Source organism: Mycobacterium sp. NGS34, from assembly GCF_059812845.1.
The window spans coordinates 1-24,331 of record NZ_JCALDM010000016.1 but is presented as its reverse complement, the minus strand read 5'-3'; the positions used below and the strand labels follow the sequence as shown (position 1 = coordinate 24,331).

At 71.0% G+C, this 24,331-nt stretch carries 11 protein-coding genes and 1 pseudogene; all 12 read right to left on the bottom strand.

Features of this window, described 5'->3' with window-relative positions:
* Nucleotides 1-2: 2 nt before the first annotated feature.
* On the bottom strand, nucleotides 3-6,338 hold the full coding sequence (locus AC5Y7V_RS26815) for an SDR family NAD(P)-dependent oxidoreductase (RefSeq protein WP_499883077.1): 6,336 nt from the start codon (nucleotides 6,336-6,338) through the stop codon (nucleotides 3-5).
* Between the two features lie 15 nt (nucleotides 6,339-6,353).
* Nucleotides 6,354-12,683, bottom strand: coding sequence for an SDR family NAD(P)-dependent oxidoreductase (locus AC5Y7V_RS26810; RefSeq protein ID WP_499883076.1), 6,330 nt, complete (start codon nucleotides 12,681-12,683; stop codon nucleotides 6,354-6,356).
* A gap of 133 nt (nucleotides 12,684-12,816) precedes the next feature.
* Nucleotides 12,817-13,878 (bottom strand): type III polyketide synthase, encoded by a 1,062-nt coding sequence (locus AC5Y7V_RS26805; RefSeq protein ID WP_499883075.1) that lies wholly within the window; start codon nucleotides 13,876-13,878, stop codon nucleotides 12,817-12,819.
* Nucleotides 13,879-14,225: 347 nt separating this feature from the next.
* The gene (gene argH, locus AC5Y7V_RS26800; RefSeq protein ID WP_499883074.1) at nucleotides 14,226-15,638 is read right to left on the bottom strand and encodes an argininosuccinate lyase; all 1,413 of its coding nucleotides are present in this window, start codon (nucleotides 15,636-15,638) and stop codon (nucleotides 14,226-14,228) included.
* Nucleotides 15,639-15,717: 79 nt separating this feature from the next.
* The gene (locus tag AC5Y7V_RS26795) at nucleotides 15,718-16,917 is read right to left on the bottom strand and encodes an argininosuccinate synthase (protein WP_499883073.1); all 1,200 of its coding nucleotides are present in this window, start codon (nucleotides 16,915-16,917) and stop codon (nucleotides 15,718-15,720) included.
* A 12-nt stretch (nucleotides 16,918-16,929) separates the two neighbouring features.
* On the bottom strand, nucleotides 16,930-17,427 hold the full coding sequence (locus tag AC5Y7V_RS26790; protein WP_499883164.1) for an arginine repressor: 498 nt from the start codon (nucleotides 17,425-17,427) through the stop codon (nucleotides 16,930-16,932).
* Entirely contained in the window at nucleotides 17,424-18,350 is a 927-nt protein-coding gene (gene argF / locus AC5Y7V_RS26785) for an ornithine carbamoyltransferase (RefSeq protein ID WP_499883072.1), read from the bottom strand. The genes AC5Y7V_RS26790 and argF overlap by 4 nt, the downstream gene beginning before the upstream one ends.
* Nucleotides 18,347-19,513, bottom strand: a complete 1,167-nt coding sequence (locus AC5Y7V_RS26780) for an acetylornithine transaminase (protein ID WP_499883163.1) — start codon at nucleotides 19,511-19,513, stop codon at nucleotides 18,347-18,349. The genes argF and AC5Y7V_RS26780 overlap by 4 nt, the downstream gene beginning before the upstream one ends.
* 14 nt (nucleotides 19,514-19,527) lie before the next feature.
* On the bottom strand, nucleotides 19,528-20,415 hold the full coding sequence (gene argB / locus AC5Y7V_RS26775) for an acetylglutamate kinase (RefSeq protein WP_499883071.1): 888 nt from the start codon (nucleotides 20,413-20,415) through the stop codon (nucleotides 19,528-19,530).
* A complete protein-coding gene (gene argJ / locus AC5Y7V_RS26770) occupies nucleotides 20,412-21,626 on the bottom strand; it encodes a bifunctional glutamate N-acetyltransferase/amino-acid acetyltransferase ArgJ (RefSeq protein WP_499883070.1) in 1,215 nt (404 codons plus the stop codon). The genes argB and argJ overlap by 4 nt, the downstream gene beginning before the upstream one ends.
* A pseudogene (gene argC / locus AC5Y7V_RS26765) lies at nucleotides 21,623-22,682 on the bottom strand (N-acetyl-gamma-glutamyl-phosphate reductase). The gene argJ and the pseudogene argC overlap by 4 nt, the downstream one beginning before the upstream one ends.
* A 134-nt stretch (nucleotides 22,683-22,816) precedes the next feature.
* On the bottom strand, nucleotides 22,817-24,331 hold a 1,515-nt coding region (locus AC5Y7V_RS26760), incomplete at its 5' end, for a hypothetical protein (RefSeq protein WP_499883069.1).

Genomic DNA, 24,331 nt, shown 5'->3' with positions numbered 1-24,331 from the left:
GGTCAGGGGCCGGATTCTTCGTCGAGGATGGCGAACAGTTCGCTCTCGGTGGCGGTTTTGATGTCGTCCTCGAAAAGGTCGTCGTGCGCGGCGGGATCCGATTGAGCGGTGCTCAGGGTCAGCAGCATCTCGATGCGGGCGGTCATGCGTTTCTTGTCTTCGGGATCGCGGTCGGGTTGGTCGATCAGCGCCTGCAATTCGCGGATGACGTCGTTGAAGCGGGCCATCGAATCCGGTTGCTCGGCGCTGGGTCCGGCAGCCAGCTGGGCATCGAGCTGCTCGGCCAGCGCGGCGGGTGTCGGGTAGTCGAAGATGAGCGTCGGCGAAAGGGTCAGTCCCGTCGCGTTTTTGAGCCGGTTGCGCAGCTCGACGGCGGTCAGCGAATCGAACCCGAGATCCTGGAAGGCGCTCTCGCCGTCGATCTCCGTGGTGCTGTGACCGAGCACCGTCGCGGCGTTGCCGCACACCAGATCGACGAGTTCGCGATGGCGCTGCTCGGGGGTCAGGCCGGCCAGCCGCGCCCGCAGGCCCGTCGACGCCATCGCGATCTCGACCTGGTCGACGACGCGGCGGGCGGGACGGTTTGCCAAGCCGCTCAACAGCGGTGGCAGCTGCGCGCCGGCGCGGGCGAGCGCGTCCCGGTCGAGTCGGGTGGCCACGACGACGGGATGTTCGCCCAGCAGGGCGGTGTCGAAGAGTTCGAACGCCTGCTCGGCGGACAACGGGGCCAGCCCCACCCGGCTGATCCGGGCCTTGTCGCGATCGCCGAGATGCTGCGTCATGCCGGAGTCCTGCTCCCAGAGCCCCCAGGCGACCGACAACCCGGGAAGCCCGCGCGCGCGCCGGTGCGCCGCGAGCGCGTCGAGGAAACTGTTGGCCGCCGCGTAGTTGCCCTGGCCCGGAGCGCCCACCACCCCGGCCATCGACGAAAACACCACGAACGCGGCGAGATTCAGATCACGGGTGAGCTCGTGCAGGTTCCACGCCGCATCCGCCTTGGCTCGCAACACCGTATCGATGCGCTCAGGCGTCAATGAGGCGATCACCGCATCGTCGAGCACCCCGGCCGCATGGATCACCGCGCTCAACGGATGCCGCTCGGACAGCCCCGCCAACAACTCCGCCGCCGCCGCGCGATCGCTCACGTCGCAGGACACCACCTGCACCGTGGCGCCCGCCCGCGTCAAGTCGGCCACCAATTCGTCGGCGCCGTCGGCGGTTTGGCCGCGACGGCTGGCCAGGACGATATGCCGAACGCCGTACCGGCTGACCAGATGGCGAGCCACCAGCCCGCCGACCATGCCGGTGCCGCCGGTGACCAACACCGTGCCGCCGGCCAGCCCGACGCCCGGCCGGTCGGGCAGGGTCAGAACCACCTTGCCGATGTGGCGGGCCTGGCTGACGAAACGGTAGGCCTCGACGGCGCGGCGCACGTCCCAGGTCGTCAGGGGCAACCGCCGGAGCGCGCCTTCTTCGAACAGCCCGACCAGCTCGAGCAGCATCTCCTGGATGTGCTGCGGGCCGGCCTCCATCAGATCGAACGCCCGATATTTCACGCCGGGATGCTGCGCCGCGACCGCCTGTGGGTCCCGCAGATCGGTCTTGCCCATCTCGACGAACCGCCCGCCGGACACCAGCAACCGCAGCGACGCGTCGGTGAACTCACCGGCCAGCGAGTTGAGCACCACGTCCACTCCGGCCCCGCCGGTGGTCGCCAGGAACTTCTGCTCGAATTCCAGCGAACGCGAGTCGCCGATGTGGTCCTCGTCAAATCCCATGGCGCGCAGCGTGTCCCACTTGCCGCGACTGGCGGTGACGAAAACTTCAGCGCCCCAGTGCCGGGACAGCTGGACCGCGGCCATGCCGACCCCGCCGGCCGCGGCGTGCACCAGCACCCGCTGCCCGGCCCGCACTCCGGCCAGCGCCGACAACCCGTACAGCGCCGTCAAGAACACCACCGGCACACCCGCGGCGTCGGTCAGCGACCAGCCCTGCGGCACCGGTACCACGAACCGTTGATCGACGACCGCTTCTGAGCCCGCCAGGCCCAGGATCCCCATCACCGCGTCGCCGACGGCCAGGCCGGTCACCTCCGGGCCGACCTCGACGACGACCCCGGCGCCCTCGGCGCCCAGCTGCGCCGCGCCCGGATACATGCCGAGCGCCACCAGTACGTCCCGGAAATTCACGCCGACCGCGGCGACCTCGACGCGCACCTGGCCGGCGGCAAGTTCCGCCCGGGGGCACGGCTGGGCCGCCAGGTCCTCCAGCGTCCCCCAACTTCCGGCGGCCAGTCGCCATGCGCCCGCCGGAACTTCCAGCACCGGGCCCGCGTCCACCGGCGTCAGCCGCGCCTTGTAGCCGACGCCGTTGCGCACCACCAATTGCGGCTCACCACAGCCGATCACCGACTCGACGTCGAGCGACCCGTCGGAATCGACCAAAACCACCCGGCCCGGGTGTTCGGCCTGTGCCGAACGCACCAACCCCCAGACCGCCGCGCCGGACAGGTCCGTGACGTCTTCGCCGGAAAGCCCCACCGCCCCCCGGGTCAACACCACCAACGGGCCACTTCGATCCGCGGCCAGCGACGACTGCAACACCTGCAGCGCCTCCGCGGTGGCCGCGTGCACCGACTCCACGGCATTCCCGCTGCCGGTGGCGCATTCCCACACCTCCGCGGGGCCGACGGTGTCGCCGTCCAACGAAATTGGGGACCACGCGACCTCGAGCAGGCCGCCGCCGCCGGGACGAGCCGCCGCCGCGAGCTGCTCGGCGGACACCGGGCGAACCACCAACTCGCGCACCGACAACACCGGCAGCCCCGCGGCGTCGGCGATCTCCAGCGACATCGCCCCCGGCCCGGCCGGCGCGATCCGTACCCGCACGTGCGCCGCGCCCGCGGCATGCAACGTCACCCCCTGCCAGGAAAACGGCAGCACGATCTGGTCCTGGTCGCCACCGATGCCCAGCGCGTGCAGGCTCGCGTCGAGCAACACCGGATGAATCCCGAATCCTCCCAACACGACCCCGGCGTCCTGCGGCACGCCGACCTCGGCGAAGATCTCGGTCCCGCGCCGCCACACGCTCCGCAGCCCCCGAAACGCCGGGCCGTAGCCGTAACCGCGACCGGCCAACCGCTCGTAGGCCCCGCCGACGTCGACGGCGACCGCGCCCGCCGGCGGCCACGCTGAGGAATCCACGATCGGCCCCACCGGCCTCGTGGTCAGCACCCCATCGGCGTGCAGCACCCACCCCGAATCCGATTGCGGACCAGAGGAATACACCGACACGCTGCGCGAGCCCGACTCGTTGGCGACCCCCACCACCACCTGCACCTGGACCCCGCCGGTTGCCGGCAACACCAGCGGCGCCGACAACGTCAGCTCTTCGATCGCCGAACAGCCGACCTCGTCGCCGGCGCGCAGCACCAACTCGACGAAGCCGGCCCCGGGCAGGAGCACCACACCGCCCACCGCGTGATCGGCCAGCCATGGTTGCGCCGCCAGCGACAACCGGCCCGCCAACACCACCTCGCCCGAGTCGGGCCGCTCGACGACGGCACCCAGCAGGGGGTGGTCGGTCCCGGTCAGCCCCAGCCCGTCGACGTCACGCGAGCCCACCATCTCCGCCGACAGCCAAAACCTGCGGCGCTGGAAGGGGTACGTGGGCAGGTCGACGCGCTGCGGGTCGAGGCCGGCGAACGTCGCGGCCCAATCCACGCGCACCCCGGCGGCGAACACCCGCGCCGCCGCCGTGAGCAGCGACTCGACCTCGGCCCGGTCTTTGGCGACGCTCACCACCGCGAGCGCCTCGGTGGTCAACGACTGCGCCACGGCGGCCGTCAGCGCGTTGCCGGGACCCACTTCGAGGAACACCCCGGCCCCGAGCGTCTCGGCCAGCTGGACGCCGTCGGCGAAGCGCACCGGCGCGCGGACATGCTCGACCCAGTAGTCGGGCGAGCCGTAGCCCGGCCCGGCCAGCTGTCCGGTCACGTTGGATATCAACGAGATCCGCGGCTCGGCCGGCGACACCTGGCCGACCAGCTCCGCGAACCGCTCGATCATGGGCTCCATCAACGACGAATGGAACGCGTGCGAGACCGCCAACCGGTGTATCCGCCTGCCCTGCTGGGCCAGCCGGTCGGCCACCGCGTCCACCGCGGCCTGCTCACCCGAAATCACCACGGCGCCGGGCCCATTGACCGCGGCCACGCTGACACCCTCGGCCAACAGCGGCGCCACCTCGGCTTCGGCGGCGGCCACGGCGACCATCACCCCGCCGGCCGGCAGCTCGCCCATCAACCGGCCCCGCGCGGCCACCAGTTTGGCCGCGTCGGCCAGCGACAACACCCCAGCGACGTGGGCCGCGGCGATCTCCCCGACGGAATGGCCCATCACGACGTCGGGCACCACACCCCAGGACCGCCACAGGGCGGCCAGCGCGACCTCGACGGCGAACAATGCCGGCTGGGCAAACTCGGTGCTTTCCAACAGGTTTGCGTCATCGCCCCACACCACGTGGCGCAGCGGCAACCGCAGGTGGTCATCCAGCGCCTGGGCCGCCTCGTCGAAGGCGTGAGCGAACACCGGGAAGCGCCGGTAGAGCGCCGCGCCCATCCCCAGGCGCTGCGAGCCCTGACCGGGAAACAGCCACACCGTCTTGCCCACCGCCCGCGCGCGCCCGGCCACCGTGTCCGGGCCCGGGTCGCCGGCGGCCAGCTGCACCAGGCTCAGCTGCATGGTCTCGCGGTCGTCACCCACCACCACGGCGCGATGTTCGAATGTGGAGCGCGTCGTGGCCAACGACCATCCGACATCGGTCACGCTCAGAGTCTCGTCGGCGCTGACCCGCGCCAGCAGTCGCTTGGCATAGAACCCTAGCGCCTCGGGCGAACGAGCGGACAGCACCCACGGCGCCACGACGGTGTCCCGGGGCGTATCCCGTTCATCCGCAACGCTTTCCACCGGCGGCGGATCCTCGACGATGACGTGGGCGTTGGTTCCGCTGATCCCGAACGACGACACGCCGGCCCGGCGCGGGCGATCGCCCGCGGGCCAGGGCCGCGGCTCGGTCAACAATGACACCGCCCCCGCCGACCAATCCACATGCGGCGAAGGCTCATCCACGTGCAGCGTCCGGGGCATCACCCCGTGGCGCATCGCCTGCACCATCTTGATCACGCCGGCCACGCCCGCGCCCGCCGATGTGTGACCGATATTGGATTTGATCGACCCGAGCCAGAGCGGCTCGGCCCGGTCTTGGCCGTACGTCGCCAAAAGCGCTTGGGCCTCAATCGGATCCCCGAGCACCGTCCCGGTGCCGTGGCCCTCGACGATGTCCACGTCGGCCGGGCTCAAACCGGCGTTGGCGAGCGCCGCCCGAATCACCCGCTGCTGCGACGGCCCGTTGGGTGCCGTCAAACCGTTGGAGGCGCCGTCCTGGTTGACCGCCGAGCCCCGCAGCACCGCGAGCACCGGATGCCCGAGGCGGCGCGCGTCGCTGAGGCGCTCCAGGACCAGCACCCCCGCCCCCTCCGACCACGCGGTGCCGTCGGCGGCGCCGGCATACACCTTGCACCGGCCGTCGGGCGCCAGCGCCCGTTGCCGGCTGAATTCCACGAACGCGGCCGCGGTGGCCATTACCGTCACGCCGCCGGCCAGCGCCAGGTCGGACTCCCCCGACCGCAGTGACTGCGCCGCCAGGTGCATCGCCACCAACGACGACGAGCACGCCGTATCCACCGACACCGCAGGGCCTTCCAGCCCCAGCACGTACGCCACGCGGCCGGACGTCACGCTCAGGGTCGAGCCGGTGAGCCCGTAGCCCTCCAGCTCCCCCTTCACCTCGCCCCCGTAGCCGGCGTGAATGACCCCGGCGAACACGCCCGTCGCCGAGCCGCGCAACGAGAGCGGGTCAATCCCCGCCCGCTCCAACGCCTCCCAGGAGATCTCCAGCATCAGGCGTTGCTGCGGATCCATCGCCAGTGCCTCGCTCGGGCCGATGCCGAAAAATCCCGCGTCGAAGTCGCCGGCGTCGCGCAGGAAGCACCCGCGGCGCGTGTACATCTTTCCTTTGGCGTCGGGATCCGGATCGAACAGCCCGTCGACGTCCCAGCCCCGATCGGTGGGAAAGTCCGACACCGCGTCGCGGCCCTCGGCCACCATGTCCCACAAGGCTTCCGGCGAATCCACCCCGCCCGCGTAGCGGCAGGCCATCCCCACCACCGCCACGGGCTCCGACTGCTTACCCTCCAATTCCTGCAGGCGGCGCCGCGTCCGCCTGAGGTCGGCGGTGACGCGTTTGAGGTAATCGAGATGCTTTTCGGTGCCCGGCACCGCGTGCTCCTTAAGTTACGAGCCCAGCTCTTCGTCGAGGATGGCGAAGAGTTGGCTTTCGGTCGCGGCGTGGATGTCCTCGTCGTCGGCGTCGTCGAGGCCAGTGTCGGTGAGGGAGGTCAGGAGGTTTTGCAGCCGGATGGCCAGGCGTGTCCGGTCTTCCCGGTTCCAGTCGGTGCGGTTCAGCAGCGCTTGCAGCTCCGCGGCGATGTCGTTGGCGCGGGCCGCCGGGTTGGGCTTCTTAGTCCCGGCGGCCAGGCGGGTGTCGAGGTATTCGCCCAGGGCGCTGGGCGTGGGATGGTCGAAGATGATCGTGGGTGAGAGGGCCAGCCCGGTGGCGGTTTTCAGCCGGTTGCGCAGTTCGACGGCGGTCAGGGAGTCGAAGCCCAGCTCCTGGAACGCCCGTTCGGCGTTGATGTCCGCGGCGGTGGTGCGCCCCAACACGGTGGCGGCGTTGCTGCGCACCAGCTCGACGAGTTCGCGGTGCCGCTGGTCCGGCGTCAATTCTTGCAGCCGCGCGGTCAGCCCGGTCGTCGAGGCGGTCACGGCGGTGTCGTCGATGACGCGGCGCGCGGGACGGGTGGCCAGGCCGTGCAGCAGCGGGGGCAACGCGGCGGCGTTGTCGGACAGCGCGATTCGATCCAGGCACGTGGCCACCACGACGGGCCGCTCGCCCAGCATGGCGGCGTCGAGGCGCTGGAGGGCGTCGATGGTAGACAGCGGCGCGAGGCCGAGCCTGCTCATCCGGTCCTTGTCCGCGTCACCCAGGTGCGCGGTCATCGCCGAGGCCTCTTCCCACAGGCCCCAGGCCACCGACAATCCGGGCAACCCGCGGGCGCGGCGATGGGCGGCCAGCGCGTCCAGGAAGCTGTTGGCCGCCGCGTAATTGCCCTGACCCGGGGTGCCGACAATCCCCGCCATCGACGAAAACAGCACGAACGCCGACAAATCCAGGCCCGCGGTCAGGTCATGCAGGTTCCAGGCCCCGTCGACCTTGGCGCGCAGCACCGCATCGACGCGCTCGGGCGTCAACGACGCGATCAGCCCGTCGTCCAGCGCCCCCGCGGCGTGGAACACCCCGCGCAACGGATGCTCCGCGGGCACCCGGTCCAACAGTGCGGCCACCGCGTCCCGGTCGGCCACGTCGCAGGCCACCACCGAGACCGCGGCGCCGGCCGATCGCAATTCGGCCACCAGCTCGGCGGTCCGTTCGTCGCCACCGCTCCGGCTGACCAGCACGACGTGGGCCACCCCGTATTCGTCGACGAGGTGACGCGCCAGCGCCGAACCGGCCATCCCGGTTCCGCCGGTGATCAGCACGGTGCCGCCGGCCAGTCCCGAAGACAGCGTCGTCAGCACGACCTTGCCGATGTGGCGGGCCTGACTGACGAACCGGTACGCCTCGGCGGCGCGGCGCACGTCGAAAGCCCTTGTCGGCAGCGGCTTCAGGACGCCCTGTTTGAGCAAACCGGTCAGCTCGGCCAGCATGGCCGCGATGCGATCGGGGCTGACCTCGGTCAGGTCGAAGGCCTGGTACCGCACGCCGGGATGCTGAGCGGCGATCGCGTCCGGGTCGCGCAGGTCGGTCTTGCCCATCTCGACGAAGTGCCCGCCGCCGACCAGCAACCGCAGCGACGCGTCGATGAACTCACCGGCCAGCGAGTTCAGCACTACGTCCACGCCGCGGCCGCCGGTGGCGGCGAGAAACTTCTGCTCGAACGAGGGCGTGCGCGAGTCCCCGATGTGGTCGTCGTCGAAACCCATCGCGCGCAGCGTTTCCCACTTACCCTGGCTGGCGGTGGCGAACACCTCGGCCCCCCAATGCCGGGCCAGCTGCACCGCGGCCATGCCGACCCCGCCCGTCGCGGCGTGGATCAGCACCCGCTGGCCGGCCCGCAGCCCCGCCAACACCGACAGCCCGTACAGCGCCGTCAAGAACACCACCGGCACGCCCGCGGCGTCCAGCGTGGACCACCCCGCCGGGACCGCGGTCACCAGCCGCGCGTCGACGACCGCTTCCGAGCCGACGATCCCCAGCAGACCCATCACCCGGTCGCCGACCGCCGGCCCCGACACACCCGGGCCGACTTCGGTGATCACCCCGACGCCCTCGGCACCCAACTGGCCACCGCCGGGGTACATTCCCAACGCCACCAACACATCCCGGAAGTTCACCCCGACCAGGGCCACCGCCACGCGCACCTGTCCGGCGGCCAGTTCCACCGGCGGGCTCGGGCGCACCACCAGGTCCTCCAGCGTCCCGCCGCCGCCGGTGTCCAGCCGCCAGTTGCCCGGGGGCAGCGCCAAGGCCGCGTCGGGCGGCACCGCGGTCAGCCGGGCGGCGTACGCCACCCCGGCGCGGATCACCACTTGCGGTTCCCCGCAACCGATTACCGCGCTCGTGTCCAGCGACCCGTCCGAATCGACCAGCACCACCCGGTCGGGATGCTCGGCCTGCGCCGACCGGACCAGCCCCCACACAGCCGCCCCGGCCAGGTCCGCGACGTCCTCCCCCGGCAACGCGACGGCGCCGCGGGTGAGCACAACCAACACCCCGCGCCCGTCGCCGGCCAGCCAGGACTGCAACACGCCCAACGCCTCGTGGACGGCGTCATGCGCGGCCCGCACCACGTCCGCGCCCGCGCCCGGCTCCCACACCACCACGCCGTCGCCAACCTCGTTCTCGCTCAACGGCATCGGGGACCAGGTGACCTCGAGCAGCCGACCGGCTGCCGGGGCCGCCGCGGCCGACAGCTGGGCGGCCGAGACCGGCCGCAGGTCGAGCCGTCGAACCGACAGCACCGGAAGCCCCATCGCATCCGCCAGCTCGATGGACACCGCCCCGCCGCCGAGCGCCGCGATCCGGACCCGCGCCTTCGATGCGCCCGCCGCGTGCAGACTCACCCGCTGCCAGGCAAACGGCAACACCGTCGGGGCGTCCGCATCGGCCAGGCCCAGCGCGTGCAGCGCGGCGTCCAGCAGCACCGGATGGATCCCGAACCCGTCGACCGTGACGCCGGCCTCCGGCGCGACCGCGACCTCGGCGAAGATCTCATCGTCGCGGCGCCACATGGCCCGCAATCCCCGAAAGGCGGGACCGTACTCGTAGCCCCGCGCCGCCAGGCGCGCGTAGGCGTCGCCCACGTCGACCGCCTCGGCGCCGGCCGGCGGCCAGGTCGACAGATCCGCGTCGGGTGCGGACGCGCGGGCGCCCAACCTGCCCTCGGCATTTAGCGCCCACCCCGAATCCGGCTGCGCGCCCGACGAATACACCGCCACCGGCCGCGAACCCGCGGCATCCGCGGCGCCGACGACCACCTGAATATGCACGGAACCGGCCGCGGGCAGCACCAACGGAGCGGACAGGGTCAGCTCCTCGATCGCCGGGCAGCCGACCTCGTCGCCGGCCCGGGCGGCCAATTCCACGAACCCGGTCCCCGGGAACAGCGTCACCCCGGTGACCCCGTGATCCGCCAGCCACGGGTGGGCGGCAACGGAAAGCCGGCCGGTCAGCACCACCCCGCCGGAGTCGGGCCGTTCCACCACCGCACCCAACAGGCCGTGGTCGGCCGCGGCCAGGCCCAACCGGCCGGTATCGCCCGAGCCCATGAACTGGGCCGGCAACCAAAACCGCTGCCGCTGAAACGCATACGTCGGCAGCTCCACGTTCCGAACGTCGCCCCCGGCGAACGCGGCCCGCCAATCCACCTCCGCCCCGGTGACGTGTGCCTGGCCCGCCGACAGCCAGAACCGGTCCAGTCCGCCGTCGTCGCGGCCCAGTGACGGGACGACGGTCACGTCTTCCGCGGAAGCGACGGTCTCTTCGATAGCGGCGATCAGCACCGGGTGCGGGCTGCACTCGATGAACGTCCGGTATCCGGCGTCGCGCGCGTCGCGCACCGCTCGCTCGAATTCGACCGTCTCGCGGATGTTTCGGAACCAGTACTCGGCGTCCAAGCCCGCGGTGTCCATCAGCTCACCGGTGACGGTCGAGTAGAACGCGGTCGACGACGAGTGGGGCTCGATGTCGGCCAGCGCCTGGGTCAGGGGTTCGCGGATCGCGTCCACCTGCGTCGAGTGCGAGGCGTAGTCGACGTCGATCCGGCGGGCCCGGACGTTGTCGGCTTCGCAGCGCCCGATCAGCCCGTCCAGCGCCTCGACGTCACCGGATACGACGACCGCCGAAACGCCGTTAACCGCAGCGACATTCAACCGATCACCCCAGTGCGCCGTCAGTTCCCGCGCCTGCGGCAGGCCGCACGCCAGCGAGGCCATGCCTCCCTCGCCCGACAACTGCAGCAGGAGCCGGCTTCGCAGCGCCACCACCCGCGCCGCGTCCTCCAGCGACAGCGCCCCGGCCACGTACGCCGCGGCGATCTCGCCCTGCGAGTGGCCGATCACCGCGTCGGGCGTGACGCCCACCGATCGCCACAACTCGGCCAGCGACACCATGACCGCCCACAGCGCCGGCTGCACCACGTCCACCCGATCCAGCCCCGGCGCGCCCGGCGCCGCGCGGACGACGTCGATCAACGACCACTGCACATGCTCGCCGAGCGCCTTGTCGCAGCGGCGCATCTGGTCGGCGAACACCGTTGACTCGTCGAGCAATTGGGTCGCCATGCCGGCCCACTGCGACCCTTGTCCGGGGAACACGAACGCCGTCTTGCCCGCGGCCCGGGTCCGGCCCGTCACCACACCCGCGCCGGGCGAACCGGAAGCCACCCCGGCCAGGCCCGCCAGCAGTGTCTCGCGGTCGGGACCCACCACCACCGCCCGATGCTCGAACGTCGAGCGGCTGTTGGCCAGCGACCACCCGACGTCGGCGGCGCTCAACCCCTCGCGGGCGCCCACCCACGCCGCTAGCCGGGCCGCCTGGTCGGCCAGCGCCCGCTCGGAGCGGCCCGACACCACCCACGGCACGGACGGCGGCTGATCGCGTTGGGCCGCAACGGGTTCCGCCTCGGCGGGCACTTCCTCGACGATGACGTGCGCGTTGGTCCCGCTGATCCCGAACGAGGACACCGCGGCGCGGCGCGGACGATCCCCCGCGGGCCAGGGCCGCGGCTCGGTCAACAACGACACCGCTCCCGCCGACCAATCGACATGCGGCGTGGGCTCATCCACGTGCAGCGTCTTGGGCATCACCCCGTGGCGCATCGCCTGCACCATCTTGATCACCCCGGCCGCACCCGCGCCCGCGGACGTGTGACCCATGTTCGACTTGATCGACCCCAACCACAGCGGCTCGGTGCGGCCCTGGCCGTAGGTTGCCAAGATCGCTTGGGCCTCAATCGGATCCCCGAGCATGGTGCCGGTGCCGTGTCCCTCCACGACGTCCACGTCGGCAGCCTCGAGGCGCGCGCTGGCCAGCGCCGCACGGATCACCCGCTGCTGCGACGGCCCGTTCGGTGTCGCCAGCCCGTTGGAGGCGCCGTCCTGGTTGACCGCCGAGCCCCGCAGCACCGCCAACACCGGATGCCCCAGCCGCCGCGCATCGCTCAGCCGCTCCAGCACCAGCATCCCGGCGCCCTCGGAAAACCCTGTCCCGTCGGCGGCACCCGCGTACGCCTTGCACCGGCCGTCGACCGACAGCGCCCGCTGCCGGCTGAAGTCGACGAACATCGCCGGGGTGGCCATCACCGTCACGCCGCCGGCCAGCGCGAGGTCGCACTCCCCCGACCGCAGCGACCGCGCCGCCAGGTGCATCGCCACCAACGACGACGAGCACGCTGTGTCCACCGACACCGCCGGGCCCTCGAGCCCCAGCGCGTACGCCACCCGGCCCGACGCGATGCTCAGCGTCGTCCCGCGCATCCCGTAGCGCTCCAGGTCTCCCGGCACCCGTCCCGCGCCGCCGTACGAACCGTGGAAGACCCCGGCGAACACGCCGGTCGCCGAACCCCGCAAGCCCAGCGGGTCGATGCCGGCCCGCTCCAGCGCCTCCCACGAGATCTCCAGCAGCAACCGCTGCTGCGGATCCATCGCCAGCGCCTCACTCGGCGCGATCCCGAAGAAAGCGGCGTCGAAACCGGCCACGTCGGCGAGGAACCCGCCCTGGCGTGAATACGACTTGCCGACCGCGTCGGCGTCCGCGTCGAAGAGGTTCGCCAGGTCCCAGCCCCGGTCGGTGGGAAAGTCCGACACCACGTCGCGGCCCTCGGCCACCATCGCCCACAGGCCCTCGGGCGAATCCACCCCGCCCGGGTACCGGCACCCCATGCCCACGATCGCCACCGGCTCGGTGGCCTGGGCCAGGTATTCGCGGTTTTCCCGCTTGAGCTGCTCGTTTTGCTTCAGGGACGCGCGCAGGGCCCTCACGAGCTCTTCGTGAGTGCTGTTCATGAGCCCCGGCCTCTCGGGTTACTCAATCGGGGCCAAGCCGCGCGACGATCATCGCCATATTCTCTCAACGGCCGCTCGTGCCGTCTGCGGATCTCGTCAACTGCGGGCGCCAGGGGTTGCGCCACTCGTGGACTCAATGCCAGCGCAGGAGCACGAGCTCAGAACAGAATCCGGGACCCATCGCGATCATCAGCCCGGGGCTGTCGCTGGGCGGCGGCTTGGCCAGGGTGTCGCGCAGCACGTGCAGCACCGACGCGGACGAGAGGTTGCCGATCTCGCCGAGCGAACGCCAGGTCAGCTCCAGCGCTTCGGGCGGCAGGTCGAGGGTCTTGACGATCGCCTCGATGACCTTGGGACCGCCGGGATGGCTGACCCAGGCGCCCACGTCCGTCGTGGTCAGGCCGTGCGCGCCGAGGAAGCCGGTCACGTCGTCGTACAGGTACTGCTCCACGACTCCGGCGACGTCCTTCGACAGGACCAGCTCGAAGCCGGTGGCGCCGACGTCATAGCCCATCGTGCGCAGCGAGTCGGGGTAGAGGTGGCTGCGCGAATCGACGATGTCGGGGCCCGCGGCGCCGATCTGCTCGGCGCGGCGCTCCCCGACGGCGACCACCGAGCCCGCCCCGTCGGCGAACAGGGCGCTGCCGACCAGGCCGGCCACCGTCGGCTTGTAGCCCGGGTAGGTCATCGAGCAGAGCTCCACCGACACCAGGGCGGCGACGCCGTCCGGCGCCCCCCGCAGGTAGTCGTTCATGCGGGCCACGCCCGCGGCGCCGGCCACGCAGCCCAGGCCGAACAGCGGCACCCGGCGCACGTCGGGGCGTAGGCCGAGCCGCCCGGCGATGCGCGCGTCCAGCGACGGAACCGCGATCCCGGTGACCGTCGTGGTGATCAGCACGTCGAGGTCCTGCGGCTGCAGCCCCGCCTCTTCGAGGGCGCCCGACAGGGCCTCGCAGCCGAGGTCCACCGCGTGCTCGATGAACACCCGGTTGGCCACGCTGAAGTCGGTGAGCGTCGGGTATTTCTCGAGCGGCAAAACCAGGTGGCGGCCGTTGACTTTGGAGCTGGCGTGCAGCTGGCGAACGAGGTCCTCGTATTCGGCGAACTCCGGGATGCTGATAAAGAACTCGGTCAGCTCCCGCTGCGAATAGCGGTGAGGCGGCAGGGCGCCGAAGACACCTGCAATGACGCTCATTGGTCCCACCCTTTTGGAGACGTGTAACTAGGCCGATAGGTTCAGCCAGATCGCTTTTCGAGCTGAAAGCTTAGCCGGGTTTCATAAGTTAGGCAGAAACACGGCGCGGACCTGGGGCGTTAGCGGGCGTCGTCGGCGCCTGCCCGACACAAAGTCGGCGCGGTAGAGGCGGGCACGCCGCCGGCCAAACACCACCACATCCGCGCCGCGGGCACCTGGCCGAAGACATTTGCAGCCAAAAAAGCCGGACAATTCGCCGGGGCCCGCAATTTACCGCTGCGTCAATATAAAGCCGGCTTGCGCCCTTACCAAACGGCAAACGGGTCGAACGGGCAAATGATATCCGGCTAGCGGCGGAGCCGGTCCTTGAGTTCGGCGCAGCTCGCCAGCACGGCATCGAGCTGCTCGGCGACCCGGGTGGGCGCGGTGCCGCCGTGAGAGTCCCGCGAGGCCACCGACCCCTCGATGGTCAGCACGTCGCGGACCTCCGGCGTCAGCTCGGGGCTGATGGCGGCCAGTTCGTCGTCGGTCAGCTCGTCGAGCCCGACGCCGCGTCCCTCGGCGGTCCGCACTGCTGCCCCGGCCGCCTCGTGCGCGGATCGGAAGGGGACGCCCTGCCGGACCAGCCACTCCGCGATGTCGGTGGCCAGCGTGTAGCCAGCCGGCGCCAGGGCCGCCATCCGCTCGACGTCGAAGGTCAGGCTGGCCACCAGCCCGGCCATCGCGGGCAGCAGCAGCTCCAGCTGGGCGACGGCGTCGAACACCGGCTCCTTGTCCTCCTGGAGGTCCCGGTTGTAGGCCAGCGGCTGCGCCTTCAGCGTGGCCAGCAGCCCGGCCAGGTTTCCGATCAGCCGTCCGGCCTTGCCGCGGGCCAGTTCCGCGATGTCGGGGTTCTTCTTCTGCGGCATGATCGAGCTGCCGGTGGACCACGAATCGTGCAGGGTGACGTAGCCGAATTCCGTCGAACTCCAGATGATGATGTCCTCGGCCAGCCGGGACAGGTCGACGGCGATCATGGCGAAGACGAACGCGGCCTCGGCCGCGAAATCCCGGGCCGCGGTGGCGTCGACGGAGTTGTCGGCGGCGGCGGCGAAGCCCAGCTCCGCGGCGATCGCGTCCGGGTCCAGGCCCAGCGACGACCCGGCCAGCGCGCCCGAGCCGTACGGGGAGATCGCCGCGCGCCGGTCGAAGTCGACGATCCGGTCCACGTCGCGCAGGAGCGGCTGGGCGTGCGCGAGCAGGTGGTGTGCCAGCAGGATCGGCTGGGCGGACTGCAGGTGGGTCTTGCCGGGCATGATGGCGCTCGGGTGCGCGGCGGCCTGGGCGGCCAGCGCGGCGACGACTTCGAGCGTTTCGGCGGCGACCCGTCGGGCCGCGTCGCGCAGCCACATCCGAAAGAGCGTGGCCACCTGGTCATTGCGCGACCGCCCGGCGCGCAACCGGCCGCCCAGGTCGGGCCCGACCCGATCGATCAGCCCGCGCTCCAGCGCGGCGTGCACGTCCTCGTCGGTCACCAGCGGCGTGAAGCTGCCGTCGGCCACATCCTCGGCCAGGCTGTCCAGGCCGGCCAACAGCCCGTCGCGCTGCTCCTCGTCGAGCAGCCCCGCGCGGAACAGGATCACCGTGTGCGCGCGCGACGCGACGATGTCGTAGGGCGCCAGCACCCAGTCGAAGTGCGTGGACTTGCTCAGCGCGGCCAGCGCGTCGGACGGCCCGTCGGCGAACCGCCCGCCCCACAGCGACCCCTCGCGAGTGCTCACATGGCCCTCACTTCTGCGCGAGCGACCGCATAGGTACGCAGATTGCGGCGTGTCGTCGTGCAGACACGGTCGCTCGCGGTCACGTGGCCCGGTCCCGGCGGGACGCGATCTTCGACGACAACCCGTGCACATAGACGAAGCCCTTCGCGGCGGACTGGTCGAAGCTGTCGCCCTCGTCGTAGGTGGCCAGGTTGAAGTCGTACAGCGACTCGGCGCTGCGCCGTCCGTTGACCGCGATGTGCCCGCCGTGCAACACCATTCGCACCTCGCCGGTCACGTGCTCCTGGGTCTTGGCAACGAAGCTCTCCAGCGCCTCCTTCAGCGGCGAGTACCAGAGCCCGTCGTACACCAGCTCGGCCCAGCGCTGGTCGGTGTGGCGTTTGAAGCGGCCCAGCTCGCGCTCCAGCGTCACGTGTTCGAGTTCGGTGTGCGCGGTGATCAGCACCATCGCGCCCGGCGCCTCGTAGATCTCGCGGCTCTTGATCCCCACCAGCCGGTCCTCGACGACGTCGAGGCGGCCCACCCCCTGGGACCCGGCCCGCCGGTTGAGTTCCTCGATGGCCTGCAGCATGGACACCCGGTTGCCGTCGATGGACACCGGCACCCCGCGTTCGAACCCGACGATCACCTCGTCGGGCGTGCTCCAGTTCAGCGTCGGGTCTTCGGTGTAGGAGTACACGTCCTTGGTGGGCGCGTTCCAAAGGTGTTCCAGGAAGCCGGTTTCCACCGCCCGGCCCCAGACGTTCTGGTCGATCGAGAACGGTGAGCGTTTGGTGACGTTGATCGGGATGGCGTTCTCCTCGGCGAACGCGATCGCCTTCTCCCGCGTCCAGGCGTAGTCACGGACCGGCGCCAGCACCTCCAAATCCGGTGCCAGCGAACCGAATCCGACCTCGAACCGGACCTGGTCGTTGCCCTTGCCGGTGCACCCGTGCGCGACGATGCTGCCGCCGTGCTCGCGGGCGGCCGCGACCAGGTGCTTGACGATCAGCGGGCGGCTGATCGCGGACACCAGGGGGTAGCGGTCCATGTAGAGCGCATTGTTGAGCACGGTCGGCAGGCAATAGCCCTCGGCGAACTCGTCGCGGGCGTCGACGACGACGGCCTCCACGGCGCCGCAATCCAGGGCCCGCTGGCGGACCACCTCCATGTCCTCGCCGCCCTGGCCGAGGTCGATCGCGACCGCGACCACCTCGCGGCCGGTCTCCTTGCCGATCCAGCTGATCGCCACCGAGGTGTCCAGCCCGCCGGAATACGCCAGGATGACGCGTTCTGACATTGATCTGTCTCCTTACTTGATCTGCTCGAGCATCGTGGCGAGTTCCGCGCCGGTCATCGGCTCGCGGGCAACCACCAGGATGGTGTCATCGCCGGCAACGGTGCCGACTACGTACGGTAGGGCCGCGCGGTCGATCGCGCTGGCCAGATAGTGGGCCGCCCCCGGTGGGGTGCGCAGCACCGCGAGGTTGCCGCTCGCGTCGGTCGACACCAGCAACTCGCCGAGCAGGCGCGACATCCGGTCGGTGCCGCCGGATACCCCGCGCACGGGGCTGCCGTCCTCGGGAACGATGTAGACGCCGACGCCGCCGTCGGCGCCGCGCAGCTTCACCGCGCCCAGCTCTTCGAGGTCGCGCGACAGCGTGGCCTGGGTGACGTCGATGCCCTCGCCGGCCAGCCGGGCCGCCAGTTCGCTTTGGCTGCTGATCGATTCGGACGACAGGATCGCCACGACGCGGGCCTGCCGCCCCGCGCGGGTGGTGGTCTCGGGGGTGGTCTTCGAGCGGGTCATCCGGATCGCTCCAGCAGCCACGCCAGCAGCGCCTTCTGGGCGTGTAGTCGGTTTTCGGCCTCGTCCCACACCGCGCTGGCCGGCCCGTCCATCACCTCGTCGGTGATCTCCTCGCCGCGGTGGGCCGGAAGGCAGTGCAGCACAACGACTTCCGGATCGGCCAGCCCGACAAGCCGCGCGTTGAGCTGGAAAGGCAGAAACGGCCCGACCCGGTCCAGCCCGTCGTTTTCCTGCCCCATCGACGTCCAGGTGTCGGTGACGACGACGTCGGCGCCCTTGGCGGCGGCGTCGGGGTCGGCGGTCACGGTGACCGACGCGCCGGTGGCCTCGGCGCGCCGCTCGGCCGCGGCCACCAGCGCCGGGGCGGGCGCGAAGCCGTCGGGAGCGGCGACGGTGACGTGGATGCCGGCGGTCACCCCGCCCAGGATCAGAGAGTGCGCCATGTTGTTGGCGCCGTCACCGAAGTAGGACAGCCGCAACCCCTTCAGCGACCCCTTGCGTTCGGCGATGGTCTGCAGGTCGGCCAGGACCTGGCACGGGTGGAAGTCGTCGGACAGCGCGTTCACCACGGGCACCGTCGAGCTGGCGGCCATCGCCTCGAGCCGGTCTTGCCCGAAGGTCCGCCAGACGATGGCTTCGACATAGCGGGACAACACCTTTGCGGTGTCGCCCAGTGTCTCGTCGCGCCCCATCTGGGTGCTGCGGGCGTCGACGACGACGGCGTGCCCGCCCAGGTGGGCGATGCCCACTTCGAACGAGAACCGGGTGCGGGTGGAGTTCTTGTCGAAGATGACCGCGACCCCGCGCGGCCCCTCCAGGGGGCGACGGACGAAGGGGTCCTTCTTCAGTTCGGCGGCCAGCTCGAGCACCTCGGCCTGTTCTTCCGGTGACAGGTCGTCGTCACGCAGGAAGTGCCGCGTCATGCCGTCGCTCCGTCCAGGATGCCGGGCAGCGCGGCGATGAAGCCGTCGATCTGGGCCTCGGTGATGATCAGCGGCGGCGCCAGCCGGATGACGTCGGGGGCCGCCGCGTTGACCAGGAATCCGGCCTCGCGCGCCGCCGCCTCGACATCCTTGGCCGCCGGCGCCGAAAGCACGATGCCCCAGAGCAATCCGCGTCCGCGCACGTGGTCGATCAGTGGGTGCCCGATCCGCTCGATGCCGTGGCGCACCGATTTGCCCAGCACCTCGGCGTGCCGGACCAGATCCTCCGCGGCTATCACCCGCAGCACCGCCAGCGCCGCCGCGGTGCAGATCGGGTTGCCGCCGAAGGTGCTGCCGTGCAGGCCGGGGGTGAGCAGTTCGGCGGCCGGCCCGACGGCCAGGCACGCCCCGATGGGCAGCCCGCCGCCGAGCCCCTTGGCCATGGTGACGATGTCGGGGGTGATGCCGTCGTGCTGGTGCGCGAAAAACGCTCCGGTGCGGCCCATCCCGGTCTGCACCTCGTCGAGGACCAGCAGGGCGCCGTGCCGGGCGGTGATGTCCCGCGCGGCGGCCAGGTAGCCCTCGGGCGGGACGACGACGCCGCTCTCCCCCATGATCGGCTCGAGGAACACCGCGGCGGTATCGTCTCCGACCGCCGCCGCCAGCGCGTCGGCGTCGCCGTACGGCACATGGGTGACGTATCCCGGCAGCGGCTCGAACGGCGCCTGCTTGCTCGGCTGGCCCGTCAGCGCCAGGGATCCCATCGTGCGGCCGTGGAAGGCCTCTTGCGCGGCAACCAGTTTCGTGCGACCGGTGAGCCGCGACATTTTGAACGCGACCTCATTGGCCTCGGTGCCAGAGTTGCAGAAGAACACCCGCGCCGGCGCGTCGGCCCCCAGCAGCGCGACCAGTTCCTCGGCCAGCGCGACGCCCGGTTCGGTGGCGTACAGGTTGGAGGTGTGCCCCAGCGTGGCCATCTGGTGGGTGACCGCCTCGATGACGGCCGGGTGCCGATGGCCGAGGACGTTGACGGCGATGCCACCGAGCAGATCCACGTAGGTCTTGCCGTCCACGTCGGTGACGACGGCGCCGTCACCGCTGGCGAGCGCCACGGGCGGGGTGCCGTAGTTGTGCATCATTACGGCGTCCCACCGCTGCCGCATCGCGTCGCTGTTACTCACGCGGCCACCACCTTCGTTCCGGTGCCCGCGTCGGTGAAAAGCTCGACCAGCACGCAGTGTTCGACCCGGCCGTCGATGACGTGCGCGCTCGGCACACCCCCGGTGACGGCCCGCAGGCACGCCTCGACCTTGGGGATCATGCCGGTCTCCAGCGTGGGCAACAGCCGCGACAGTGCCACGGTGTCGATTTCGCTGACCAGCGACTCGCGGTCCGGCCAGCTGGTGTACAGGCCTTCGACATCGGTGAGCATCAACAGCTTTTCGGCTCCCAGGGCTTCGGCCAGCGCCGCGGCGGCGGTGTCGGCGTTGATGTTGTGGACCACGCCCTCGGCGTCGGGGGCCAGGGTCGAGACCACCGGAATTCGCCGCGCCGCAATCAGATCCAGCACGGCTGCGGTGTTGACCAGCTCGACGTCGCCCACCAGCCCGATGTCGGTGGCCACGCCGTCGACCGTGACGCTGCGCCGCACCGCGGTGAACAGTTGCGCGTCCTCGCCGGTGATGCCGACGGCGTAGGGTCCGTGCGCGTTGATCAGGTTCACCAGTTCGCGGCCCACCTGCCCGAACAACACCATCCGCGCCACGTCGAGCACTTCGGGTGTGGTGACCCGAAAGCCGCCCTTGAAGTCGCCTTCGATGCCGAGCCGGCGCAGCATGGCGGTGATTTGCGGCCCGCCGCCGTGCACGACGACGGGATGGATGCCGCAGTTGCGCAGGAACGCCATGTCGGCCGCGAAGGCGCCGCGCAGGATGTCGTCGGTCATGGCGTTGCCGCCGTATTTGATGACGACGATCTTGCCGTGCAACTGCTTGAGCCACGGCAGGGCCTCGGCCAGCACCTGCGCTTTGACTTCGGTGGGCAGCGCGTCGATGTTGAGGCTCATGAGCTGTAGGCCGAGTTCTCTTCGACGTAGCCGTGCGAGAGGTCGGTGGTCCGGACGGCGGCCGAGGCGTCGCCGACGCGCAGGTCGACGGTGATGTCGATGTCGGCGCCCGAGAGGTCCACCGCGCGCGCGCCGGGCACGCCCGTCCCGTCGATGCATACCGCGAACCCGTTGAACGACACCCGGATTCGTTCCGGGTCCAGGACGATCGGGGCCATGCCGACGGCCGCGAGCACCCGGCCCCAGTTGGGATCCGAGCCGAACACCGCCGTCTTGACCAGGCTGTCGCGGGCGATCGCCCGGGCGGCGGTCAGCGCGTCGTCCTCGGAGGCGGCCCCGGTCACGGTCACGGTGACGCGCTTGGTGACGCCCTCGGCGTCGGCCTGCAGCTGGGCGCACAGGTCGTCGCAGACCCGCAGCACCGCGTCGTCGAGCTCGGCTTGGGACGGGGTGATCTCGCTGGCGCCCGAGGCCAGCAGCAGCACGGTGTCGTTGGTCGAGCAGCAGCCGTCGATGTCGAGCCGGTCGAAGGTGCGGGCGGTGGCGTGCCTCAGCGCCCGGTCGAGCGCCTCCGGCTCGACGGCGGCGTCGGTGGTGAGTACGCACAGCATGGTGGCCAATGAGGGGGCCAGCATGCCCGCGCCCTTGGCCATCCCGCCGACCGTCCAGTTGTTGGGATGGTGCAGCGCAATCTGTTTGGGCACGGTGTCGGTGGTCATGATGGCTTGGGCCGCGTCCTCGCCGCCGGTCAGCCCGCCGGCCATCTCGTGCACGATCTCGCGCACCCCGGCGAGCACCTTGTCCATCGGTAGCCGGTCGCCGATCAGCCCCGTGGAGCAGACGGCGACCTCGATGGCGCCGGTCTCGGTGCCCCAGTCCGACAGCGCCGCCGCGACCGCCTCGGCGGTGGCGTGGGTGTCCTGGAAGCCGCCGGGACCCGTGCAGGCGTTGGCGCCGCCGGAGTTGAGGATGACCGCGCGCAACTGGCGGGTGGCCAGCACCTGCTGGCTCCACAGCACGGGCGCGGCCTTGACCTTGTTGCGGGTGAACACCCCGGCGGCCGCGTAGTCGGGCCCTTCGTTGAAGACCAGCGCGAGGTCGCGCGCCCCGGACGCCTTGATCCCGGCGGCGATGCCCGCCGCCCGGAATCCGGCCGGGGCGGTGACACCCTGTTCGCGCAGCAACCGCGCCTCGGCGGCAGTCGAGGTCACGGGGCCACCCCTACCACCGAAAGGCCTTCGGTCTCAGGCCAACCCAGCGCCAGGTTCATCGACTGCACGGCGGCGCCGCCGGTGCCCTTGACCAGGTTGTCGATCGCGACAATCGCCACGAACGTCTCCGCGGCCTCGTCCACCGCCACCGCGAGGTGCGCGGCGTTGCTGCCGATCACCGACCCGGTGCGGGGCAGCTGCCCGTCGGGCATCAGGTAGATGAAAGGTTCCGAGTCGTAAGCCTTTTCGTAGGCGGCTTGCAGCTGCGAGAGTGGCGCTCGGGTGCGCGCGGTGCAGGTGGCCAGGATGCCGCGGGAGGTCGGGATCAGCACCGGGGTGAACGACACGGTGACGTCGCGGCCGGTGACGGCCCCTAGTCCCTGAGCGATTTCGGGGGTGTGCCGGTGCGCGCCGGCGATGTTGTAGGCCCGCGCCGATCCGATGACCTCCGAGCCGAGCAGGTCGGTCTTGGCGGCCCGGCCGGCCCCCGAGGTACCGCTGACGGCGACGACCGTGACCGCCGGCTCGATGAGGTCCTCGGCCATCGCTGGCGACAAGGCAAGCAGGGCCGCCGTCGGGTAGCAGCCGGGAACGGCGATGCGGCGGGCGCCGCGCAGCCGGTCGCGTCCGCCGGGCAGCTCCGGCAGCCCGTACGGCCAGCTGCCGGCGTGGCTCGTTCCGTAGAACCGTTCCCAGGCGGCGGCATCGGTGAGCCGGAAGTCGGCGCCGCAGTCGATGATCAGGGTGTCCGGATCGAGGCGTTCGGCCAGCGCGGCCGAATGGCCGTGCGGCAGGGCCAGAAACACCGCGTCGTGGTCTTTAAGGACACCTTCGTCGGTCGGCTCGACCACGCGGTGGGCCAACGGAGTCAGATGCGGATGGTGCTCACCCAGTGTGCTGCCGGCGCTTGCCGCCGCGGTCAGAGCGCCGATGGTGAGGCGGCCGTCGGCGTAGCCCGGGTGCCCGAGCAGGAGCCGTAGGATTTCCCCGCCTGCGTAGCCGGTGGCGCCGGCAACCGCCACCCTCAATACGTCGGCCATCCCGACGATTCTGCATGGTTATGCAGTCGTTTGCAAATCCATTCTGCGCCTCGGTGGAGGGGCGGTGTGCGCCCAGGAGGCCGCGTCGGGCAAGGCTTCGCTTCGCTTCGGAATGGCGAGGCCTACACGACTCTCCTGGGCGCCACCGGGCTATGCGGCGATCCCGATGCCCAAGCTGGCGTCGATGGCCGCCTGCAGCGAGAGCTCGAGGTCGGTCAGGGCGGTGTTGAGGGACACGACGAGCGAGCCGCCGGTCTGTTCCAACGTGGAGGCCGCACCGGACAGGCCGGCCGCCAGGGAGGTGCCGAGCCCGAGCACGCCGGGAGCGCCCACGCCGAGGGTCGCCGCGAAACCGCCGAAGAGCGCGCCACCGATCTGGGCCGCGGTGTTCTCCCAGATATTCGCCAACGCGTTACCCGTGCCGGCCAACCCGGACAAGCCTGTCGCCAGGCTCCCGCCGAGGGTCTCACCCGCGTGGACCAGGCCCGCGAGGCCGCCGGTGAGGCCGCCCGTCAGGGATCCGGTGGCCTGTAGCAGGCCGTTCAGAGCGGCACCGAGGTTAGCCGACAGAGCCCCATTGATGGTCAGTCCCAGGTTGGGAAGGGACAGCGTCGACAACGCGGCAGCGAAGTTCGCGGCCAGGCTCTCGCCAGTCTGGATCGCCGTGTTGAGGCCCGCTGCGAGGTTGCCGGCGAAGTTCGCCGCCAGCGTCTCACCGGTCTGGATAAACGCGTTGAGGTTGGTGCCCAGGTTCAGGCTTCCCGACAACATCGCGTTCAGCGACGCGCCCAACCCATTCAGCGACGCGCTAATCGAACCACCGATTCCGTTCAGCGCCGCGGTCAACCCCAGACCCAGCGCTCCCAGGTTAGGCAGCGTGAACGGAGGCAGGGCCGGGAAGGTGAAAGGCGGTAGCGCCAGCGCCCCCGACAACACCGCGTTGAGGGCGGCGTTGATGTCGGCCCCAATGTTGGGCAACGTGATCGCCGGCAGACCCGGCAACGGCGGCAACGTGAAGCTCGGCAACCCCGGCAGCGACAGGTTGATCGGCGGCAGCCCCGGCAGCGTCAAGTTCAACGCCGCATTCAGCGCCGCGCTGATGTCCGCCCCAATGTTGGGCAGCGTGATCGCCGGCAACCCCGGCAACGGCGGCAACGTGAAGCTCGGCAAGCCCGGCAGCGACAGGTTGATCGGCGGCAACGTCAACGCCCCCGACAACACCGCATTCAGGGCGGCGTTGATGTCGGCCCCGATGTTGGGCAGCGTGATCGCCGGCAGACCCGGCAGCGGCGGCAACGTGAAGGACGGCAGGCCCGGCAGCGACAAGTTGATCGGCGGCAACGTCAAGGCCCCCGACAACACCGCGTTGAGCGCGGCGTTGATGTCCGCCCCAATGTTGGGCAGCGTGATCGCCGGCAGACCCGGCAGCGGCGGCAACGTGAAGCTCGGCAGACCCGGCAGCGACAGGTTGATCGGCGGTAGCCCCGGCAGTGTCAGGTTCAGCGCCGCGTTGAGCGCCGCGTTGATGTCCGCGCCGATGTTGGGCAACGTGATCGGCGGCAGACCCGGGAACGGCGGCAACGTGAAGGACGGCAAGCCCGGCAGCGACAAGTTGATCGGCGGCAACGTCAAGGCCCCCGACAACACCGCGTTGAGCGCGGCGTT

Coding starts and splice junctions, on each gene's coding strand:
- argF (WP_499883072.1), bottom strand. CDS start 18,350: ATGACGCGGCACTTCCTGCGTGACGACGACCTGTCACCGGAAGAACAG.
- AC5Y7V_RS26805 (WP_499883075.1), bottom strand. CDS start 13,878: ATGAGCGTCATTGCAGGTGTCTTCGGCGCCCTGCCGCCTCACCGCTAT.
- AC5Y7V_RS26795 (WP_499883073.1), bottom strand. CDS start 16,917: ATGTCAGAACGCGTCATCCTGGCGTATTCCGGCGGGCTGGACACCTCG.
- AC5Y7V_RS26780 (WP_499883163.1), bottom strand. CDS start 19,513: ATGCGGCAGCGGTGGGACGCCGTAATGATGCACAACTACGGCACCCCG.
- argB (WP_499883071.1), bottom strand. CDS start 20,415: ATGAGCCTCAACATCGACGCGCTGCCCACCGAAGTCAAAGCGCAGGTG.
- AC5Y7V_RS26790 (WP_499883164.1), bottom strand. CDS start 17,427: ATGACCCGCTCGAAGACCACCCCCGAGACCACCACCCGCGCGGGGCGG.
- AC5Y7V_RS26810 (WP_499883076.1), bottom strand. CDS start 12,683: ATGAACAGCACTCACGAAGAGCTCGTGAGGGCCCTGCGCGCGTCCCTG.